The following is a 17,216-nucleotide window of genomic DNA, read 5'->3' as shown; positions in this document are numbered from 1 at the left end:
GTGCGGGTGCTGGAGCGGGGGGCCAGACTGTCGATGAGGAATCTCCGAATGCGTGAAAGAACACTGCGTTATGGCGCGCTGGTCCTGTGGCTTCTGACACTCTCCCTGCTTGCGCCGGGGATTGCCTCTGCCAGAAGTCCGGCCGCCGCCACGCCGATCCTGGTGGTTGGCGACAGCCTGAGTGCTGCGCACAACATCCCGGTGCAGTCCGGCTGGGTGACCCTGCTGGACCAGCGCCTGAAGCGTGACATGGCGACGCCACCGCCGGTCGTCAATGCCAGTATCAGCGGCGAGACCACCTCCGGCGCGCTGACCCGGCTGCCGGGCTTGCTGCAGAAACACGCCCCGGGCGTGGTGGTGATCGAACTGGGCGGCAACGATGCGCTGCGCGGGCTGACTCCGGCCCAGCTCAAGGGCAACCTGGAAAAGATGATCAAGCTCAGCCAGGCTGCCGGTGCCAAGGTGCTGTTGCTGGGCATCGATGTACCGCCCAATTACGGCCCGGCGTATCGGCAACGCCTGAAAGCCACCTATGCCGACCTCGCCAGGCAGTACGACACCGCCCTGGTGCCGTTCTTCCTGGAAAAGGTGGCACTGCAGCCGGGCCTGATGCAGGCCGATGGCCTGCATCCCACCGCTGCCGCCCAGCCCAGGGTGCTGGACACCGTATGGCCTGCGCTGCGGCCGTTGCTGGCACGCTGACCAAGCGGGCGCGACAGAACGTTAGTTTGGTCTTCACGCTGTTTGCACCGCGCATCCGGCATGTTTCACAAAGCTGAAGACCGAGGAAAGTCCATGCGTCAGACCAAGGAAACGTCCGGCCTCGTGCTGGTCGTGGAAGACAACCGCAATATCTCCGAAATGATCGGCGAATACCTGGAAGGCCGTGGCTTTGAGGTCGACTACGCGCAGGACGGACTGGACGGGTATCGTCTCGCCGCCGAGAACAGCTACGACGTGGTCGTGCTGGACCTCATGCTGCCACGGTTGGACGGCATCGAAGTGTGTCGCCGCCTGCGTAACGACGCACGCAAGTCCACGCCGGTGCTGATGCTGACCGCCCGCGACACGCTGGACGACAAGCTCACCGGGCTGGGTTTCGGCGCCGACGACTACCTGACCAAGCCGTTCGCGATCCAGGAACTGGAAGCGCGTCTGCGTGCCCTGATCCGCCGCGAGCGTCGCCAGGTGGGCTCGGAAGTCCTCAAGGTCGCCGACCTGGTGCTGGATCCGGTCAGCATGCGCGCCACCCGCGCCGGCACCGAGCTGCAGCTCTCGCCGATCGGCCTGCGCCTGCTGACCATCCTGATGCGCGAATCGCCGCGGGTGGTGACCCGTCAGGAAATCGAGCGCGAGATCTGGGGCAACGGACTCCCGGACTCGGACACCCTGCGCAGTCATCTGTACAACCTGCGCAAGATCATCGACAAGCCATTCGACCGTCCACTGCTGCACACCGTGCAGAGCGCCGGCTACCGTATCGCCGACATCGCCCAGCCGATGACCTGATGTACCGGCCGGCCACCGCCCGGTGGCCGGCCGCCCCCGCAGGCGCCCCCGCGCCGCTCGCGCCCCCGCGCTGCCGATTGGTTGCACGACGGGCTCACGGAAGCGTTGCCTATACTCCGGCGCTCTCCCCTGGATGCAGCAATGCCACACGGGCTCCCGCGAAAAATACGTCTTGCCTTCCTGCTGCAGGTGGCGCTGGCGAGCCTGGCCATCGTTCTCGGCGGGTACCTGATCTCGTTCGTCATCAAGTACAGCCTGGTGCGTGCGGTCCTGGCCGACGAGGCCGTGCACTTCTGGCAGATGCACAGGAGCGCGCCCGATACCCGGCCGCCGGACACCCGCAATCTCCAGGGCTATTTCTCCCCTGCCGGCACCGGTGCCGATCCGGCGCCTGCTGCCCTGCGTCGTCTGTCGCCGGGCTTCAGCGAAGTGGCTGCCGCCGACGCGCTGGTCTATGTGGATCAGCGCCCGCAGGGACGCCTGTACCTGGTGTTTCCGCGCTCGCGCGCGGCGCATCTGACGCTGTGGTTCGGCGTCGTGCCGGCCATCGTGGTGCTGCTGGGAATCTACGGTGTGTCCTGGTTCACCTACCGGTTCTCCAAGCGCCTGGTGTCGCCGATCAGCTGGCTGGCGCGGCGGGTCTCGCGCTGGGATCCGCGCAACCCGGACGTGGACGAACTGGCGCCGGAACGGCTGCCTGCGGATCTGCAGGGCGAAACCCGGCAACTGGCGCTGGCCCTGCATGCGCTGGGGCAGCGGGTCAGCGAGCATGTGGCGCGCGAACGCAATTTCACGCGCGACGCCAGTCACGAGCTGCGCACACCGCTGACGGTGATCCGTGTGGCCAGCGACATGGCGCTGGCCGACGACGATCTGTCGCAACGCACGCAGCGTAGCCTGCGCCGGATCCAGCGCGCAGGCCGCGACATGGAGGCGGTGATCGATGCCTTCCTGATCCTGGCGCGCGAAGCGGAGATCGACCCGCAGAGCGAAAACTTCGATGCTGCCGAACTGGCCAGCGAAGAGCTCGAAAGCGCACGCGAACTGCTGGGCGACAAACCCGTCTCCCTGCACATGGTCGGCGATCGCCGACTGCAGATGTTCGCACCGCCCCGGGTGCTGCGGGTGGTACTCAGCAACCTGCTGCGCAACGCCTGTGCCTATACCGATGCCGGCAGCATCGAAGTGGAAGTGGCCCAGGACCGGATCGTGGTGCGCGATACCGGCATCGGCATGAGCGACGAGGCGCGCGCGCGCGCATTCGAGCCGTTCTTTCGTGCCGATCCCACCCGTCCGCAGGGCACCGGTCTGGGGCTGTCGATCGTGCGCCGGCTGTGCGACCGCTTCGGCTGGCGCATCGAACTGGAGAGCGAGGCGGGTGTGGGGACGTCGGTGGCAGTGGTGGTGGCCTGAGGCGATCCGGCAGCGCTGTGCCGGATCGCATTGCCGCCCAGTTATTGTTCCAGGACCGGCGCCACGGCCTTGCGCCAGAGCGCATAGCCATCGGCGGTCATGTGCAGCATGTCCTCGCGGAACAACTGCGGGCGCGGTTTGCCGCCTGCATCGAGCATGGGGGTGTAGACATCCACGTAGTCCGTCCGTGGCAGCGTCGCCAGTGCGTCCTTGATCAGGCCGTTGGCGGCGATCACCGATGGCAGCAGCTGCGCGCGTGCCGGGCTGGGCTTGATCGACAGATAGCTGATGCGCGTGTCGGGCAGCTCCTGGCGAATCCGCGTCACGAAGGCCACGACGTCGTCGCGGACCTGCTCGGGTGTGCGCCCGCTGTTGAGATCGTTGTCGCCGGCATACAGCACCACCTGGCGCGGAGCGTAAGGAATCACGATGCGATCGGCGTACCAGGTGCTGTCGCGCACTTCAGAGCCGCCGAAGCCGCGGTTGATCACTGGCTTGCCCGGGAAATCCTGGGCCAGTGTCTCCCAGAAGCGGATCGAGGAACTGCCGACGAACACGATGCCATGCCTGGGTGGGGGCTGACGCGCATCGCTGGCGGCGAAGCGCTGCATGTCCTGTTCCCAGGCGGCGTTGGATACCTGCGCCGGAATGGCGGGCGCGGCGCGCAGGGCGTCGGCGTGGGCCTGGCTGGACGACAGCAGGAGCGCGCACACCACCGTGCGCAGAAGATGTCTGGTCATGCGGGAGCCTGTTCGATCGGGCGGACCCGCATGGTGCAGCAGTCTGCGCGCTGACGGCAAACCGCAGGCCGACTGGCGATGCGTCGTGTCACCGTGCAAGATTCGCACTTTCCTCACCAGCGACCATGCCATGCGTTCTGCCTGTTTCCCGCCCCGCGTCTGCGCCCGGACGCACTGACGCATGGCCGATCAACTGGGACACCTGCCGCGCGGCCCGCGGCGCATGCTGAAGGCGGCGATCTGGTCGTGGCAGGGGCTGCGCGCGGCGTGGTTGCACGAATCCTCGTTCCGGCTCGAGGTCTGCCTGGCGCTGGTGATGGCGCCGTTGGGCGCGTGGTTGGGGCAGTCGCCGCTGGAGCGGATCGCGTTGATCGCTCCGTTGCTGATCGTGCTGGCGGCAGAGTTGCTCAATTCCGCGATCGAAGCGGTGATCGAGCGTTATGGCCCGGAGCATCACGTGCTGGCCGGCCGTGCCAAGGACATGGGCTCGGCCGCGGTGTTCCTGCTGCTGCTCAACGTAGTGCTGTGCTGGGGGCTGGTGCTGCTGCCGCGCATGGTGTGAGCGATTCGCCGGCGGGCACGGGCAGGTGTCGCGCGTAGATGCCGGCTTGACCTGGCGCATGGCATGCTGGCGCCCTCATTCGACGGAACCGCCTGCATGTCTGCCCTGATGCGCGCCCTGATGTTGCTGATCCTGGTCGTCGGCCTGTCCGGTTGCGGCTACAACACGATCCAGCAGAAAGAGGAAGGTGTGAAGGCGGGGTGGTCGGAGGTCCTCAACCAATACCAGCGCCGGGCGGACCTGATTCCCAACCTGGTGCGCACCGTGCAGGGCTATGCACAGCAGGAGCGCCAGGTCTTGACCGAAGTGACCAATGCGCGCGCACGCGTCGGTCAGATCCAGGTCAATGCCGACGACGAAGCCTCGCTCAAGCAATTCCAGCAGGCGCAGGGCGAACTGGGTAGCGCACTGTCGCGCTTGCTGGTGGTGAGCGAGAACTACCCGCAGCTCAAATCCGACCAGTCGTTCCGCGACCTGCAGGTGCAGCTGGAAGGCACCGAGAATCGCATCACCGTCGCGCGCGGACGCTATATCCAGACCGTGCAGGACTACAACACCTACATCCGCTCGTTCCCGCAGCTGATCACCGCCAAGATCTTCGGTTACCAACCCAAGCCGAACTTCAGCGTGGAAAACGAAGCGCAGATTTCGCGTGCACCGCAGGTGGATTTCGGCAACCAGCAGGCCCCGCAGCAACAGCCTGCACAACAGCCGCAACCGCAACCTGCGCAGTAATCAGGCGCGTTGCGTTAGCGGACCACGAGCCCTTCTCCCCTCGGGAGAGGGGTTGGGGTGAGGGTACGGAGCGAAGCGCCGCAGTCCGCCCGACAACGCGTGGCGCGTGCCCTTATTGGCCCTCGGAGGCTTTTTCTTCCCATGAAGGGGGTAGCCTGCCGCGGGGAAGCAACAGCGAAGCGCCCGTGCTGATCAACCATCAGTGTGCATCGGATAGGAGTGGGCAATGCGGCGAACGTCTTCGAGAATGGTGTGGCTAATGACGTTGCTGCTGCTTCCAGCATTGCTGCTGGCGCAGGAAGTGGCGCCCATCCCACCGCTGCGCTCGCCGGTGGTCGATGTCACCGGGACCCTGGATGCGGCGCAGACCCGGCAGCTGGAACGACAGGCTCTGGCGCTGCAGCAACGCAAGGGCGCGCAACTGCAGGTGCTGATCGTCCCCAGCACGCAGCCAGAGACGATCGAGCAATACACCCAGCGTGTCTTCGACCAATGGAAGATCGGGCGCAAAGGCGTGGACGATGGCGTGCTGCTGCTGGTGGCCAAGGAGGACCGCCGCGTTCGCATCCAGCCCGGCTACGGCCTGGAGGGCGCCATCCCCGACATCGTGGCCAATCGCGTCATCCAGGAATATCTGGCGCCGCGCTTTCGCGCGGGCGACTACGGTGGTGGCATTGCCGACGCGACCGCGACGCTGGCCGGTCTGATCGAAGGCGAGGCGCTGCCGGCGCCGGTCAGCGGGCACGCAACAGGCGTGGGCAACAGCGCGGGGGGCGGTGGCTGGATCATGGCGCTGTTCATTGGCTTCGTGGTCGCAATGGTGGCGCGCGGCATCCTGGGCGCCTTGCCGCGCCCGGTACGTGCCCTGCTGACCGGCATTGCGGCCGGCGGTGCGGCACTGCTGTTCACCTCCCTGCTGCTGGCCAGTGCCGGTGCTGCGGTGATCGGCTTGCTGGCCGGATTGGTGTCCGGCTCGCCAGGCCGTTTCGTCGGCGGCGGTGGCTGGGGCGGCGGCGTTGGCGGGTTCGGGGGATTTGGCGGCGGTGGCGGTGGCTTCGGCGGCGGCTGGGGTGGTGGTGGCGGTTCATCGGGAGGCGGTGGCGCCTCGGGGAGCTGGTGATGCGGTGGCTCAGACATGTCTTCGCACCTTCGGCGCAGCGCAGGTTTCCGGCTGCCTGCATGCAGGTCATCGCGGCGGCCGTGGCCGACAGCGAGCGTTGCCACACCGGCCAGGTGATGGTGGCGGTCGAGGCAGACCTGCCGATGACCGCGCTGTGGCGTGGGCAAAGCGCACGGCAACGTGCCGAACAGGCCTTCGCGCAGCTGCGCACCTGGGACACCGAGGCCAATAACGGCGTGCTGATCTACCTGCTGCTGGCCGACCATGCCATTGAAGTGGTCGCCGACCGTGGGCTGCGCAGCCGGGTGCCTGACGCGCAGTGGGCGGAAGTGTGCCGGCGCATGCAACAGTTCCTGCGCGAGGGCCAGTACGAAGCCGCCGTGCTGGCGGGGATCGAAGCGGTGACCGAACTGCTGGTCGCGCATTTCCCACGCGGCGCGGATACCCCGTATGAAGACGAGCTGCCCAATCGCCCGCAGCTTTTAGGCTGAAGGCGTTCGAAGTGTCAGAATAGCGGCCTCGCTCTACGTGATCCGCGGTCCGCATGATCTATCTGCACGCCATCGACCCCATCGCCTTCTCGCTTGGCCCGGTGCAGGTGCACTGGTATGGCCTGATGTATCTGGCGGCTTTCGCGTCCGCCTGGGCGCTCGGGCGCTCGCGCATCCTGCGCGGCCGCCTGCCGGGGGTGGACATGGACGGATTCTCCGATCTGCTGTTCTACGGCATGCTCGGCGTGGTGCTGGGTGGCCGCATCGGCTACATGCTGTTCTATGCGTTCGAGACCTTCCTGGCCAATCCGTTGATCCTGTTCAAGGTGTGGGAAGGCGGCATGAGCTTCCATGGCGGCCTGCTCGGCGTGCTGCTCGCGTGCTGGCTATGGGCGCGCCGCCACCGCCTGCATTTCTTCGACGTGATGGATTTCGTTGCGCCGCTGGTGCCGCTGGGCCTGGGTTTCGGCAGGCTCGGCAATTTCGTCGGCGGCGAGCTGTGGGGCAAGTTCACCCAGGCCGGCTGGGGCGTGATCTTCCCGCACGCGCCGGAGCTGGCCAACCTGGCGCCGGCGCAGATCCAGGCGCAATACGCCGCCGGAGCACTGGATCGGTTCGCACGGCATCCCTCGCAGCTCTATGAAGCGGCGCTGGAAGGCGTAGTGATGTTCGTGGTGTTGTGGGCCTTCTCGATGAAGCCGCGTGCCCGTTATGCGGTCTCAGGGCTGTTTGCGCTGCTGTACGGCGTGTTCCGCTTCATCGTGGAATTCGTGCGCGTGCCCGATGCGCCGATCGGCTATCTGGCCTTCAACTGGCTGACGATGGGGCAGATTCTCAGCCTCCCATTGATCGCGGTGGGCCTGGTCCTGCTGGCGATGTCGCGCCGCGCCCCGGTGCTGCAGCCGGTGCTGCCGGCGCCCGCCGGCGTGGAGGCGGCCAAGTGAAGCCGTACCTGGAACTGCTGCAGCACGTGCTGGAGCACGGCGCCGAAAAGTCCGACCGCACCGGTACCGGTACGCGCAGCGTGTTCGGCTGGCAGATGCGCTTTGATCTCAACGCCGGCTTTCCGCTGGTCACCACCAAGAAGCTGCACCTGCGCTCGATCATCCACGAGCTGCTGTGGTTCCTGCAGGGCGACACCAACATCGGATATCTGAAGGACAACCAGGTCCGGATCTGGGACGAATGGGCCGACGACAATGGCGATCTCGGTCCGGTGTACGGCAAGCAATGGCGGCGCTGGACCGGCCCGGACGGCGTGGAGATCGACCAGATGCAATGGCTGGTGGACGAGATCAAGCGCAACCCGGATTCACGGCGGCTGGTGATCAGCGCCTGGAACGTGGGCGAGCTGCCGCAGATGGCCCTGATGCCCTGCCATAGCCTGTTCCAGTTCTACGTGGTCGACGGCAAGCTCAGTTGCCAGCTCTATCAGCGCAGCGGCGATATCTTCCTGGGCGTGCCGTTCAACATCGCCAGTTATGCCTTGCTGACGCATATGGTGGCGCAGGCCACCGGCCTGGGCGTGGGGGATTTCGTGCACACGCTCGGCGACGCCCACCTGTATGCGAACCACTTCGAACAGGCGCGCGAGCAGCTGACGCGCGCGCCACGCGCGCTGCCCACCCTGCGCCTGAATCCGCAGGTCACCGATCTGTTCGCGTTCCGCTTCGAGGACATCGCGATCGAGGGTTACGATCCGCATCCGGCGATCAAGGCGCCGGTGGCGGTATGAAGGGCCGGGAACCGGGACCCGGGACCCGGGGCCCGGGAAGCAGATCCACGCAAAGCTCCAACGTTGCAGTTGCTGTTCCCGGGTGCCCGGTCCCGGGTCCCGGGTCCCGGCTCTCCATCTCCCTGATCGTCGCCTTCGACCGCAACCACGCCATCGGCCGTGACAACGATCTGCCGTGGAAGTTGCCGGACGATCTCAAGCGCTTCAAGGCGCTGACGCTGGGCAAGCCGATCCTGATGGGGCGCAAGACCGCGCAATCGCTGGGGCGTGCCTTGCCTGGACGCCTGAATCTGGTGCTGACGCGCTCCGGGCAGGTGCCGTTCGAGGGCATGCAGGCGGTTGCATCGGTCGATCAGGCGATCGAGCGCGCCGCGCAGGACGGCGCGCAGGAGTTGTGCGTGATCGGCGGCGGCGAGGTGTATCGCCTGGCCATGGACCGCGCCGATGTGCTGGCGGTGACCGAGGTCGACACGGCGGTGGATGGCGCCGATACGCACTTCCCGCCGATCGACCCGGCGGTGTGGGTTCCAGCGCATCGCCAGGCGCATGCGGCCGATGACCGCCATGCGTTCGCCTTTTCTTTCGTGGATTACCTGCGGCGCTGAGCCGGCAAGGACGCGGCGCGTGACCGGCGCACCAGGGTCAAGGCGACTTACTCGGGAGCGCCGCCAGCTTGCGGCTTGGCCAGCGCGGCGGCGCCGCTCCCCGCATTTCCCGCAGTGTTGCCGCCATTGCCGCGCCCCCGGCCACGCCCGCGTGGGCGGCCCTGGCCTTCGCGTGGACGCCGCGGCGCGTTCGTGGTGGGTGCGGCGGGTGCTGTGACTTCGCGGCCCGGCACCTGCACCACGCGCAGCTCCTCGCTATCGAGCTGCAGGGCGGTGAGCTTGCCGCCCCACACCGCGCCGGTATCGATGGCGTGCACGCCCTGGGTGATGGTGAGCCCCAGCGCGGACCAGTGGCCGCACACGATCTTCAGATCGCGCTCGACCCGGCCCGGCACCTCGAACCAGGGATACAACCCCTGCGCCTGCGTACCGGGCGTGCCCTTGTCGTCGGTGGCGATGCGCCCGCGCGGTGTGCAATAGCGCATGCGCGTGAACAGGTTGATGATCGCGCGGCTGCGCTCGTAGCCGCTCAGACCCGGGGACCAGCCGGGCTGGTCGCCGTACATGTTGCGCAACAGTTTGCGATAACCGCCGCCCTGCAACTGCTGCTCGACCTCGCGCGCATGCTTCTCGGCCATCTGCGTGGTCCACTTCGGCGCCAGCCCGGCATGAATCATCATCCAGCCCAGTTCGCGGTCCACGTGCGCCAGCTTCTGCATGCGCAGCCAGTCCAGCAGCACGTCGCGGTCCTCGGCCAGCACGATGCGCTGCAGATCCGGATTGACCTTGCGCTGTTCCTCCTCCGAGCGCGCACCGATCGCCAGCAGCGACAGGTCGTGATTGCCCAGCACCACCACGCTGTGCGCGCGCAGCGAATGCACCAGGCGCAGGGTTTCCAGCGATTGCCCGCCGCGGTTGACCAGGTCGCCGCAGAACCACAGCGTGTCCTGCGCCGGGTCGAAGCGGATCTTTTCCAGCAGGCGCTGGGTGATGTCGTAGCATCCCTGCAGGTCGCCAATCGCCCAGACGCTCATCGCGTGCACTCCATCGGTCCAGCGGTCATCAGTGCAGCGTCCTGGGTACGCTCAGCACGAAGGCGGCGATCGGGGCGGTGAATTCGGTGCCATCGTCGGCCACCATGTCGTAGTGGCCTTGCATCTGGCCCTGCTCGGTTTCCAGCAGCACGCCGGAGGTGTAATGAAACGCTTCGCCCGGGCGTAGCCAGGGCTGCTCGCCGACCACGCCTTCGCCATCGACCTGCTCGGTGCGGCCGTTGGCGTCGGTGATCTTCCAGTGGCGGGCGATCAGGCGCGCAGGCACGGCGCCCGCGTTGTGGATGCGGATGCTGTAGGCGAAGGCATAGCGGCCTTCTTCCGGGGTCGATTGATGGGCGAGGAAGCGTGGTGCCACCTCGACCTCGACCCGATAGCGCGGATCATCGTGCATGCGAAAAGTCTAAATAAAACGGTGTGGGAGCGGCGCTCACGCCAGCTCGACATTGGCCAGCCGGATGAAATCGGCGACCTCGAGTTGTTCTGCACGGGCATCCGGGCGCACACCGGCGGCCTCGAAATGCGCCGGCTCGCAGACGCCGGACAAGGCGTTGCGCAGGGTCTTGCGGCGCTGGCCGAAACCGGCACGCACCACGTCGGCGAAGCGGCGGCGGTCGGCAATGGCCACCGTGGCCGGATCGCGAGGCACCAGCCGCACCACGGCCGAATCCACCTTCGGCGGCGGCCGGAACGCGCCTGGCGGCACCACGAACAGCGCGGTGACCTCGCAATACGCCTGCAGCATCACGCTCAGCCGGCCGTAGACCTTGCTGCCCGGGGCGGCGGCCATGCGGTCCACCACTTCCTTTTGCAGCATGAAGTGCATGTCGGCGATCGCCGCGGCGTGGTCCAGCGCATGGAACAGGATCGGCGAGGAAATGTTGTAGGGCAGGTTGCCGACCAGGCGAATCGGGTTGTCGTTGGCCAGCGCGGTGAAATCCACGCTGAGCACGTCGCGATGGATGATGCTCAGCGCGCCGATCGGCGCGGCGGCCTCGGTCAACGGGGCGATCAGGTCGCGATCGAATTCGATCACGGTCAACGCGCCGTGCCTGCGCAGCAGCGGGAAGGTGATGGCGCCCTGTCCGGGACCGATTTCGACCAACTGCTGGCCGGCGCGCGGGTCCACCGCCTGCACGATCCGGTCGATGTAATCGCGATCGGCAAGAAAGTGCTGGCCGAGCGACTTCTTGGCCGGTGCGCTGAAGGAAGAATTCATCCCCCCAGTTTAACGGAGCAGGCGGCTGCACGTGGTATCGGCGCTGCCGCTCGCGCCGGGTGGGGCGTGTGTCGCGTACACGCAGCCGCTTGCCTGGCGTTCGCTCAGCGGCGCGCCGCCAGACGCGCGCACAGGGTGGTCGCCGCCATCAGGCTGGAGGGGTCGGCAATGCCGCGCCCGGCCAGTTCCAGTGCGGTGCCATGATCGACCGCCACGCGCGGGTAGGGCAGGCCCAGGGTGATGTTGACCGCCTGCTCGAAACCGCTGTACTTGAGCACCGGCAGGCCCTGGTCGTGGTACATGGCCACCACCGCGTCGAAGCCGCTCAGTTTCTGCGGCAGGAAGGCAGTGTCCGCCGGCAGCGGCCCGATCAGATGCAGGCCTTCGCCACGCAGGCGCTCCAGCAGCGGAATGACGACGTCCAGTTCCTCGCGGCCCAGGTGCCCGTCCTCGCCGGCATGTGGGTTGAGCCCGAGCACGGCGATACGCGGCGCGGGCAGCCCGAAGTCGCGTCGCAGCGCGGAGTGTGTGATGCGCAGGCACTGTGCCAGCGCATCGGCGGTGATCGCGTCGGCCACCGCGCGCAACGGTAGGTGGGTGGTGACCAGCGCAACGCGCACGATGCTGTTGGCCAGCATCATCACCACCGGGCAGCCGGCCTGCTCGGCAAGCAATTCGGTGGTGCCGGTATATGCAATGCCGCCGGCGTTGATCGCGGCCTTGTGCACCGGGCCGGTCACCATGCCCTGCAGACGACCGGACAGGCAGTCGCCGGCAGCGGTGCGCAGGCCGGTGATCACCGCTGCGGCATTGGCCGGATCGGGCGAGCCGAAGCGGGTCGGGCTGGCCTGGCGGATCGGGACCACCGGCAGGTCGCCCGGCGCCCGCGCAGACTGGTCGGGATCGAGCAGCCGCACAGGCAAAGACAGCGCCTGGGCGGCGCTGTGCAGGGTATCTGGATCGGCGTAGGCGACCAGACGTGCATCCGGGCGCGGCTGCTGTGCGAGCCGGACGCAGAGTTCCGGCCCGATCCCGGCCGGCTCGCCTGGCACCAGCGCGAGCGACGGGACCTGCATCGCTTAGCGCGCCGGCTGTGCCGGCGGCGGGGTCGGGGCAGCCGGTTCTGCCGACTTGGCCGGCTCGGCGGTGGCATTGCCATCGGCGCGATCGCCGGTGCGATAGCTCACGTAGGCTTCGCCGCGCAGCTCCTGCAGATACCGGTTGTATTCCTCTTCCAGCTTGCGGCGGCCGATCGTTTCGCGGACCTGCGCACGCTGGTTGTCGGCGCTGACGTCGGTCTGGCGGCTGCCCACGCGCTGCACGATATGCCAGCCGGCCTGGGTGCGGAACGGCTCGGAGACCGCACCATCGGCCAGGCTCTCGACCTGCTTGCCGAAGTCCGGGCCGAACGCGTCGGCCGGGAACCAGCCCAGATCACCGCCCTGGCCGCGGCTATTGGCGTCTTCGGACGCTTCCTTGGCGGTGGCCTGGAAATCGGCGCCGCCGACGATGCGCGCACGCAGGGTGTCGATCTTGGCCTTGGCCTGGTCCTCGGTCTGGTTGTCGCCGATGCGGATCAGGATGTGCCGGGCGTTGTACTCGGTCACCATCTTCTTCTCGCCGCCGGCATTGGCGTCGCGCATTTCCACCAGCTTGAGCAACTGGAAGCCGCTGGGGCCACGCAGCGGGCCGGCCACCTGGCCGGGCTGCATGTCGCGGATCAGCTGCGCGAAGGCATTCGGAATCTCGTCCAGGCTACGCCAGCCCAGGTCGCCGCCTTCCAGCGCGTTGGGGCTGTCCGAATAACGTACGGCCGCAGCGGAGAAATCCAGCTCGCCCTTGTCGATCAGGGCCTTGACGCCATCGACCTTCTTCTGGCCAGTGGCGATCTGCTCGGCGGTGGCGCCTTCCGGCAGCCCGACCAGGATATGCGCCAGGTGATACTGGCTGCCGGTGGTGGCCTGCTGGGCCAGCGCGCTATCCACCTCGCCCTCGCTGACGCTGATGCGGCTCTGCGCGAAGCTCTGACGCAGCCGCTGCACGATGATCTCGTCGCGCACCGACGCGCGGAAATCGCCGTAGCCCATGCCATCGGCGGCCAGCTTCTGGCGCAGCCCGTCGACACTGGTGCCGTTCTGCTGGGCGATGCTGGCGATGGCGCGGTTGAGTTCCTCATCGCTGACCCGGATGCCGTTGCCTTCGGCACGGCCCACCTGCAGCTTGACCAGCACCAGGCGCTCGAGCACCTGACGCTGCAGCACATCGTCGGGCGGCAACTGGTTTTCGCGGCCGGCATACTGCGACCTGACATTGCGCACGGCGCGATCGAGCTCGCTCTGCAGCACCACGTCCTCGTCAACGATGGCGGCGATCCGATCCAGCGGCTGGGACTGCTGTGCCGAGGCCAGCGGCGAGACCGTGCTGGCAACTGCCAGCAACGAGGCAAGAACAACGGAGAAAGGCTTGGTCATGGAATCAGGTTCGGATCGTAATCGTCCGGATTGGTCGTGGTATTGCTGGGCGGGACCAGGTACAGGTCGTCGCGGTAATAGCCGAGAATAGCACGGCGCAAAGTGCGGTCCGTGTTCTGGCCGAACGAGCTCAGACCCTTCAGCACGAATTCGAACTGGATGGAATTGTCCATTTCGCCGTCGCGGTTGCGCACGAACCGGCGTACCAGCGCGCGTACCGCCAGGCAGCAGCTGTCCCACTGCACGCCGCCGATGATTTCCAGCGGTTTACGGTCCAGCAACGAATAGTAGTAGCGGCCCACTGCGCTCCAGGTCGGATTGATCGGGTACAGGAACGAGAAGTCGGCCTGCTTGAGCTGGTCGCTCTCGTCGATCAGATTGCGCCGGTAGCGGTAGGCCAGGTTGACGATGCCGTCGTTGCCCAGCAGGTAGCGGGTCCGCAGGCTGGCCAGATCTTCCTTGCGCGAGTTCGGGTTCCACTGGTAGGTGGCACCCATCGACCAGCGGTCGTTGATCATGTAGTTGGCATCGGCCACCCACGCCGACTTGCCCTGCTCGATGGGCTGCTCGCTGTTGGCGGCGGAATTGTTGATCGTGACCAGCGAGTCGTTGAAGTACAGGATCTGGCCTGCGCTCAGCGACAGCTTTTCGCGCCCGTCGTCCTGACGCAGCCAGCGCGAGGTCACCGCCAGGGTCAGCTGGTTGGCATCGTTCTGGCGGTCTGCGCCGGTGTAGCGGCTGTCGCGGAACAATTGCCCGTAGCTGAAGGTGAACGGCCGGGTGTCGAACACCGGCAGGTCGTCCTGGTCGCGGTACGGCACGTACAGGTAGTACAGGCGCGGTTCCAGGGTGTTCAGGTAGTTGGTTCCGAACACCGAGGTTTCGCGATCAAAGTACACCCCGGCATCCAGCGAGGCGATCGGCAGGCTGCGCGCGGGCGTGCGGTTGCCGGTGAGTGGGGCGGTATTGGCGGTCGTGGAATCCAGCTGATACGCCGTGTATCGCCAGGCCAAGGTCGGCGTCAGGAACCAGGACGCACCGGACAACGGCATCGAGACATACGGTTTGAGATCCAGGCGCGAACCGCTTCCGTAATCCCGGTTGCGGACGTTGGTGCGTACGTACTGGTCGCCCCTGTTCGTTTCGTTGCCATTGTTCGGAATGAAGTCCACCCGGTACGAATCGTCGTGCGTGAACCGCACCGCCTCGGCATACACGCCGGCCTCGAAGATGCCGAGGGGCTTCTCCCAGGTGAAATACGCACGCGGCTGGCGGTTGTAGGGCAGGGCCTGTTCGTCCAGGGTGTAGTCGGTGAGCTGCCAGCGGTCGGCCATCAGGCCGGCGGTCCAGGTCTCGCCGGTGCCGTAGATGCCCACGGTGCTCTGCAGGCTGGAGGCCGACCCCATGCCGTTGACGCGGCTGGTGAAATCTTCCACGTAGCGGGTATCGCTGACCCAGGCGATGCTGCTGCGGGCCTGCCAGTGCGTGTCCACGTTGTGGAAGCCGCTGTAGAAGACGCTGCCGCGGTCCTTCTTGCGCAGGTTGTCGTTGGGCAGGTAGTTGCCGGTGATCTCGCCGCGGCCGCCCTCGTACAGGTAGCGGAATTCGGTGCCGAACATGAAACCTCGCCTGCTCATGTAGCGCGGCAGCAAGGTGGCGTCGTAGTTCGGTGCCAGATTGAGGTAGATCGGCTGCAGGTAATCGAAGCCGTTACGCCCGGACAGGCCGAATTGCGGGAACAGCAGGCCGGTCTGGCGGCGGTCGTCGATCGGGAACTTGAACCAGGGGAAGTACAGCACCGGCACCTTGCCGACCTGCAGCACCGCGTTGCGCGCGGTGCCGAAGCCTTCTTCGTTGTCCACGTCGATCTCCGGCGCGCGCACCCGCCAGATCGGTTGCGACGGATCGCAGGTGGTATAGGTCGAACGGTGCATCTGGCCGACCTGGCCCTGCAGGTCCACCGATTCGGCGCCGCCGTTGCCGCGCCGGTCCACCAACTGGTACTGGATGTTGGTGACCTTGTGGCTGTCGGTGTCCTGATTGCCTTCGGCACGGTCGGCGACCATGCGGAAGGACGTGTCCTGGTAACGGACGTTGCCTTCGGCGATGTAGTTGCCGGTTTCGGTGTCCATGCGCAGGCTGTCCGCACCCAGGAACTGGTCGCCGCGCTTGAGCGCCACGTTGCCCTGATACTGCGGGGTGGTGCTGGTGCCGGACAGCTGGTCGCCTTCGATGTCGGTGGGCAGCTGCTGGCGGATCTCCGCTGCCTTGGGATCGGCGGCAGGCGCGCCGTCGAAGCCTGGTAGCGGGTCCACGGCCGGGCACAGTCCCCAGTTCAACGGCTTGTCGGCGGCCATGGCCGGGAGGCAGATGGCGATGCTCAAGGGCAGGGGGAGCAGGCGGAGAGCTCGGCGCACGCGTGGTTCAACCAATAAAATGGCGACTAGCTTGCCGTATAGCCCGCATAGGGGCAATGAAGAGTCCCGGTCGCGACAGGACGGGGTTCATCGCCGTTCCCTGCACCGCGCATGCGCGCGCAGCGGTCACCGCAAGGCGGCAACGTGGGCAACGCTGCTTTCGCGTAGTGCCTGCAGGTCGTAGCCGCCTTCCAGCAGGGAGACCACCCGGCCGCCTGCATGCCGCTCGGCCAGGGTGCGCAGCGCGGCGGTCAGCCAGCCGAAATCGGCGTCGTCCAGCATCAGATCGGCCAGCGGGTCGCGCAAATGGGCGTCGAACCCGGCGGAAATCAGGATCAGTTGCGGGCGAAACGCATCGATCAGCGGCAGCATCTCGTCTTCCCACACGTTGCGGAAACGCAACCCGTCGCTGCCTGGTGGCAGCAGCAGGTTATGGATGTTGCCGAGGCCGCGCTCGTGGACGCCGCCCGAATGCGGATAGAGCCCGGACTGGTGGGTACTCAGATACTGCACGGCCGGGTCGCGCTCGAAGATCGCCTGGGTGCCGTTACCGTGGTGCACATCGAAATCCACGATGGTGATGCGCTCCAGTCCGTGCCGGTCGCGCGCGTGGGCGGCCGCCACCGCGACGTTGTTGAACAGACAAAACCCCATCGACACCTGTGCGGTGGCGTGGTGGCCGGGGGGGCGGACTGCGCAGAAGGCAGTGCGGGTGAGGTTCTGCATCACCGCATCCACTGCCGCGATACCGGCGCCTGCGGCGCGCAGCGCGGCCGCTCGCGAGGCCGGCACCATGCGCGTATCCACGTCCAGTTGGCGGTAGCCGTCGAAAGCGGTTTCCAGCACTGCATCGATCTGTTCGCGGTCGTGCACCCGGCACAGGTCGCCGAGCTTGGCCAGCGGTGCCTCGCGCCAGTCCAGATCCGGAAAGGCGGTACGCAACGCATCGACCACCGCCTCCAGCCGGGCGGGGCTCTCGGGATGCTCGGGGCCTGCGTCGTGGCCGAGACAGGCAGGATGGGTAAAGACCAGCATGGTCGACTCTAGAGCGTGTCAGATACGTTGTGGTGAGTGCGAAGCGGCCCGCGGCGCCTCGAGGCCGGCCCGGCCTGTCTGCCGGGGTGACGCGCACGACGCGCCAAGCCTG

Annotated in this window: 18 protein-coding genes; 10 read left to right on the top strand and 8 right to left on the bottom strand. The window is 66.9% G+C overall.

Features of this window, described 5'->3' with window-relative positions; translation table 11 throughout:
* Window positions 1-33 precede the first annotated feature (33 nt).
* The 3 genes from LL964_RS02295 (at window position 34) to LL964_RS02285 (ending at window position 2,922) form a co-directional block, all read left to right on the top strand.
* Window positions 34-702: an arylesterase gene (locus LL964_RS02295; protein WP_208621378.1), complete on the top strand. Its 669-nt coding sequence runs from the start codon at window positions 34-36 to the stop codon at window positions 700-702.
* 93 nt (window positions 703-795) lie between these two features.
* Entirely contained in the window at window positions 796-1,509 is a 714-nt protein-coding gene (locus tag LL964_RS02290) for a response regulator transcription factor (protein WP_005408123.1), read from the top strand.
* Window positions 1,510-1,650: 141 nt separating this feature from the next.
* Window positions 1,651-2,922, top strand: a complete 1,272-nt coding sequence (locus tag LL964_RS02285) for a sensor histidine kinase (RefSeq protein ID WP_104584818.1) — start codon at window positions 1,651-1,653, stop codon at window positions 2,920-2,922.
* Between the two features lie 41 nt (window positions 2,923-2,963).
* On the opposite strand, the gene LL964_RS02280 is transcribed toward LL964_RS02285, so the two are convergent.
* On the bottom strand, window positions 2,964-3,662 hold the full coding sequence (locus LL964_RS02280; protein ID WP_104584816.1) for an SGNH/GDSL hydrolase family protein: 699 nt from the start codon (window positions 3,660-3,662) through the stop codon (window positions 2,964-2,966).
* A 181-nt stretch (window positions 3,663-3,843) separates the two neighbouring features.
* Between LL964_RS02280 and LL964_RS02275 the strand changes: the two genes are divergently transcribed.
* The 7 genes from LL964_RS02275 (at window position 3,844) to LL964_RS02245 (ending at window position 8,910) form a co-directional block, all read left to right on the top strand.
* A complete protein-coding gene (locus tag LL964_RS02275) occupies window positions 3,844-4,224 on the top strand; it encodes a diacylglycerol kinase (RefSeq protein ID WP_104584814.1) in 381 nt (126 codons plus the stop codon).
* A 96-nt stretch (window positions 4,225-4,320) separates the two neighbouring features.
* Window positions 4,321-4,959 carry a LemA family protein gene (locus LL964_RS02270; RefSeq protein ID WP_104585563.1) on the top strand — a complete coding sequence of 213 codons (639 nt, stop codon included), beginning with the start codon at window positions 4,321-4,323 and terminating at the stop codon, window positions 4,957-4,959.
* Window positions 4,960-5,185: 226 nt separating this feature from the next.
* Complete coding sequence (locus LL964_RS02265; protein WP_104584812.1) at window positions 5,186-6,079, top strand: TPM domain-containing protein; 894 nt, start codon at window positions 5,186-5,188, stop codon at window positions 6,077-6,079.
* Complete coding sequence (locus LL964_RS02260) at window positions 6,079-6,570, top strand: TPM domain-containing protein (RefSeq protein WP_167395171.1); 492 nt, start codon at window positions 6,079-6,081, stop codon at window positions 6,568-6,570. The genes LL964_RS02265 and LL964_RS02260 overlap by 1 nt, the downstream gene beginning before the upstream one ends.
* A gap of 53 nt (window positions 6,571-6,623) precedes the next feature.
* Window positions 6,624-7,514: a prolipoprotein diacylglyceryl transferase gene (gene lgt / locus LL964_RS02255; protein WP_104584808.1), complete on the top strand. Its 891-nt coding sequence runs from the start codon at window positions 6,624-6,626 to the stop codon at window positions 7,512-7,514.
* Complete coding sequence (locus tag LL964_RS02250; protein ID WP_104584807.1) at window positions 7,511-8,305, top strand: thymidylate synthase; 795 nt, start codon at window positions 7,511-7,513, stop codon at window positions 8,303-8,305. Before lgt ends, LL964_RS02250 begins: the two co-directional genes overlap by 4 nt.
* Window positions 8,302-8,910: a dihydrofolate reductase gene (locus LL964_RS02245; RefSeq protein ID WP_228329366.1), complete on the top strand. Its 609-nt coding sequence runs from the start codon at window positions 8,302-8,304 to the stop codon at window positions 8,908-8,910. Before LL964_RS02250 ends, LL964_RS02245 begins: the two co-directional genes overlap by 4 nt.
* Window positions 8,911-8,957: 47 nt before the next feature.
* Here the strand turns inward: LL964_RS02245 and LL964_RS02240 are convergent, their stop codons facing one another.
* From LL964_RS02240 to LL964_RS02210, 7 genes are all read right to left on the bottom strand, one after another.
* On the bottom strand, window positions 8,958-9,944 hold the full coding sequence (locus LL964_RS02240) for a symmetrical bis(5'-nucleosyl)-tetraphosphatase (RefSeq protein WP_104584805.1): 987 nt from the start codon (window positions 9,942-9,944) through the stop codon (window positions 8,958-8,960).
* Window positions 9,945-9,972: 28 nt separating this feature from the next.
* Entirely contained in the window at window positions 9,973-10,356 is a 384-nt protein-coding gene (gene apaG / locus LL964_RS02235) for a Co2+/Mg2+ efflux protein ApaG (protein ID WP_104584803.1), read from the bottom strand.
* A 36-nt stretch (window positions 10,357-10,392) separates the two neighbouring features.
* The gene (gene rsmA / locus LL964_RS02230) at window positions 10,393-11,181 is read right to left on the bottom strand and encodes a 16S rRNA (adenine(1518)-N(6)/adenine(1519)-N(6))-dimethyltransferase RsmA (RefSeq protein WP_104584802.1); all 789 of its coding nucleotides are present in this window, start codon (window positions 11,179-11,181) and stop codon (window positions 10,393-10,395) included.
* Window positions 11,182-11,285: 104 nt separating this feature from the next.
* Window positions 11,286-12,257, bottom strand: coding sequence for a 4-hydroxythreonine-4-phosphate dehydrogenase PdxA (pdxA, locus tag LL964_RS02225; protein ID WP_104584800.1), 972 nt, complete (start codon window positions 12,255-12,257; stop codon window positions 11,286-11,288).
* Window positions 12,258-12,260: 3 nt separating this feature from the next.
* Window positions 12,261-13,652 (bottom strand): peptidylprolyl isomerase, encoded by a 1,392-nt coding sequence (locus tag LL964_RS02220; RefSeq protein WP_104584798.1) that lies wholly within the window; start codon window positions 13,650-13,652, stop codon window positions 12,261-12,263.
* Entirely contained in the window at window positions 13,649-16,069 is a 2,421-nt protein-coding gene (lptD, locus tag LL964_RS02215) for an LPS-assembly protein LptD (protein WP_104584797.1), read from the bottom strand. Before lptD ends, LL964_RS02220 begins: the two co-directional genes overlap by 4 nt.
* Before the next feature lie 126 nt (window positions 16,070-16,195).
* Complete coding sequence (locus LL964_RS02210) at window positions 16,196-17,104, bottom strand: histone deacetylase family protein (RefSeq protein WP_104584796.1); 909 nt, start codon at window positions 17,102-17,104, stop codon at window positions 16,196-16,198.
* Between the last annotated feature and the right edge of the window lie 112 nt (window positions 17,105-17,216).

This window comes from Xanthomonas melonis, assembly GCF_020783655.1.
Taxonomy (GTDB): domain Bacteria; phylum Pseudomonadota; class Gammaproteobacteria; order Xanthomonadales; family Xanthomonadaceae; genus Xanthomonas; species Xanthomonas melonis.
Note: the sequence above shows the minus strand (reverse complement) of the source record. Positions and strands in the feature narration are given on the sequence as shown.

Bases quoted from the DNA above. Each gene is read 5' to 3' on its own strand.
- LL964_RS02290 (WP_005408123.1), top strand. From the start codon at position 796: ATGCGTCAGACCAAGGAAACGTCCGGCCTCGTGCTGGTCGTGGAAGAC.
- LL964_RS02240 (WP_104584805.1), bottom strand. From the start codon at position 9,944: ATGAGCGTCTGGGCGATTGGCGACCTGCAGGGATGCTACGACATCACC.
- apaG (WP_104584803.1), bottom strand. From the start codon at position 10,356: ATGCACGATGATCCGCGCTATCGGGTCGAGGTCGAGGTGGCACCACGC.
- LL964_RS02210 (WP_104584796.1), bottom strand. From the start codon at position 17,104: ATGCTGGTCTTTACCCATCCTGCCTGTCTCGGCCACGACGCAGGCCCC.
- LL964_RS02245 (WP_228329366.1), top strand. From the start codon at position 8,302: ATGAAGGGCCGGGAACCGGGACCCGGGACCCGGGGCCCGGGAAGCAGA.
- lgt (WP_104584808.1), top strand. From the start codon at position 6,624: ATGATCTATCTGCACGCCATCGACCCCATCGCCTTCTCGCTTGGCCCG.
- LL964_RS02260 (WP_167395171.1), top strand. From the start codon at position 6,079: ATGCGGTGGCTCAGACATGTCTTCGCACCTTCGGCGCAGCGCAGGTTT.
- rsmA (WP_104584802.1), bottom strand. From the start codon at position 11,181: ATGAATTCTTCCTTCAGCGCACCGGCCAAGAAGTCGCTCGGCCAGCAC.
- LL964_RS02275 (WP_104584814.1), top strand. From the start codon at position 3,844: ATGGCCGATCAACTGGGACACCTGCCGCGCGGCCCGCGGCGCATGCTG.
- LL964_RS02265 (WP_104584812.1), top strand. From the start codon at position 5,186: ATGCGGCGAACGTCTTCGAGAATGGTGTGGCTAATGACGTTGCTGCTG.
- LL964_RS02280 (WP_104584816.1), bottom strand. From the start codon at position 3,662: ATGACCAGACATCTTCTGCGCACGGTGGTGTGCGCGCTCCTGCTGTCG.
- LL964_RS02220 (WP_104584798.1), bottom strand. From the start codon at position 13,652: ATGACCAAGCCTTTCTCCGTTGTTCTTGCCTCGTTGCTGGCAGTTGCC.
- pdxA (WP_104584800.1), bottom strand. From the start codon at position 12,257: ATGCAGGTCCCGTCGCTCGCGCTGGTGCCAGGCGAGCCGGCCGGGATC.
- LL964_RS02270 (WP_104585563.1), top strand. From the start codon at position 4,321: ATGTCTGCCCTGATGCGCGCCCTGATGTTGCTGATCCTGGTCGTCGGC.
- LL964_RS02285 (WP_104584818.1), top strand. From the start codon at position 1,651: ATGCCACACGGGCTCCCGCGAAAAATACGTCTTGCCTTCCTGCTGCAG.
- LL964_RS02295 (WP_208621378.1), top strand. From the start codon at position 34: ATGAGGAATCTCCGAATGCGTGAAAGAACACTGCGTTATGGCGCGCTG.